We start from the raw sequence: 1,728 nt of genomic DNA, 5'->3' as shown, positions 1-1,728 counted from the left end.
CGCTTTACCGGCACAGCTCAGTGCCCGCGTTGCCTGCGTTTGTCCCGTTGAAGGCTCCTCCTAAGCGGCCGTCAGAGGCATTGGCGATCATCGAGATACCCGTTGGCGAACAAGCCATCGCCGTGAAGTGGCCAGTGTCCGATCCTGATGGGTGCGCTCGATTTATCCGAGAGCTTGCCAAGTGATCCGCATTGACGCCATCTGGCTCGCCACCGAACCCATGGATATGCGTGCCGGCACCGAAACTGCGCTGGCCAGAGTGATCGCAGTATTCGGTGCGGCGAAGCCGCACTGCGCTTATCTGTTTGCCAATCGCCGGGCCAATCGTATGAAAGTTCTCGTGCATGACGGGATCGGCGTTTGGCTGGCGGCACGGCGGTTGAACCAAGGAAAATTCCACTGGCCAGGCATACGACAAGGCAGCGAGTTGGAACTGGATAGTGAGCAACTTCAGGCCTTGGTACTTGGTTTGCCTTGGCAGCGCGTTGGCGCTGGCGGTGCAATCACGATCCTTTAAAAAGCTGTAATTAAACCCAGAACACGCTGTCGCACGCGGTCGGCTTTGGTAAAATCCACGGCATGACTTCTATGCCAAACCTCGACCACATGACCCCCGACCAACTGCGTGCACTCGCTGCGCAGTTGATGTCGAAGGTCGACACCATGGGCAGAAAGAACCACCGCGATCAAACCATCATCGAACAGTTGACCCACGAGATCGCGATCCTCAAGCGGCACCGGTTTGCCAAGCGCAGCGAGCAGATCAGTCCTGAGCAAGGCAGCTTGCTCGACGATCTTCTTAACACCGATCTTGAGGCTATCGACGCCGAGCTGACGGCACTGCTTCCGACTCCTGCTCCAGAAGTAGCGCGCCAAAAGCCAAAGCGCGCGCCGCTGCCGTCGCAGTTTCCACGTACCGTCATTCATCACGAACCAGAAAACACTCAGTGCACTTGCGGTTGCCAACTTCAGCGCATCGGCGAGGACGTCAGCGAGAAACTGGATTACACGCCAGGCGTGTTCACCGTCGAACAGCATGTGCGTGGGAAATGGGCCTGCCGTCAGTGCGAAACACTGATCCAGGCACCAGTACCGGCCCAAGTGATCGACAAAGGCATCCCAACCGCAGGTCTGCTGGCCCATGTGATGGTGGCGAAGTTCGCTGACCACTTGCCGTTGTATCGGCAGGAGAAAATCTTCGGACGTGCCGGTTTAGCGATCCCGCGCTCCACACTGGCTCAATGGGTTGGACAGACCGGTGTGCAGCTTCAGGCGCTGGTTGATGCCTTGCGAGAAGCCGTTTTGGCCCAACGAGTCGTCCATGCCGACGAGACGCCGGTGCAGATGCTTGCGCCCGGACAGAAGAAAACTCACCGTTCTTATGTATGGGCTTACTGCACCACGCCGTTTTCGGTGCTCAAGGCCGTGGTCTATGACTTCAGCCCGAGCCGGGCAGGTGAGCATGCACGTAACTTCCTCGGCTCATGGAACGGCAAGCTGGTGTGCGACGACTTTGCTGGCTACAAAGCTGGCTTCGAGAAAGGCATGATCGAAATCGGCTGCATGGCCCACGCCCGCCGCAAGTTTTTCGATCTGCACGTGGCGAATAAAAGTCAGCTGGCCGAACAGGCGCTGCACTCGATTGGTGGCCTGTACGAAGTTGAACGCCAAGCGCGGGACATGAGCGATGAGGATCGCCGCCGAATACGGCAAGAAAAAGCAGCGCCG

General features: G+C 58.1%; 2 protein-coding genes and 1 pseudogene. All 3 read left to right on the top strand.

What is annotated here, in order from left to right:
- Positions 1–185, top strand: a pseudogene (locus AACY02_RS25885) (hypothetical protein); the annotation flags it as partial.
- Positions 182–517: an IS66 family insertion sequence element accessory protein TnpB gene (gene tnpB, locus AACY02_RS25880; protein ID WP_159889784.1), complete on the top strand. Its 336-nt coding sequence runs from the start codon at positions 182–184 to the stop codon at positions 515–517. The pseudogene AACY02_RS25885 and the gene tnpB, both read left to right, overlap by 4 nt.
- 62 nt (positions 518–579) lie before the next feature.
- A partial coding sequence (gene tnpC, locus AACY02_RS25875; protein ID WP_339434353.1) for an IS66 family transposase occupies positions 580–1,728 on the top strand: 1,149 nt, incomplete at its 3' end.

It is taken from the genome of Pseudomonas sp. EA_65y_Pfl2_P78 (assembly GCF_963970495.1).
GTDB classification, from domain to species: domain Bacteria; phylum Pseudomonadota; class Gammaproteobacteria; order Pseudomonadales; family Pseudomonadaceae; genus Aquipseudomonas; species Aquipseudomonas baetica_A.
Note: the sequence above shows the minus strand (reverse complement) of the source record. Positions and strands in the feature narration are given on the sequence as shown.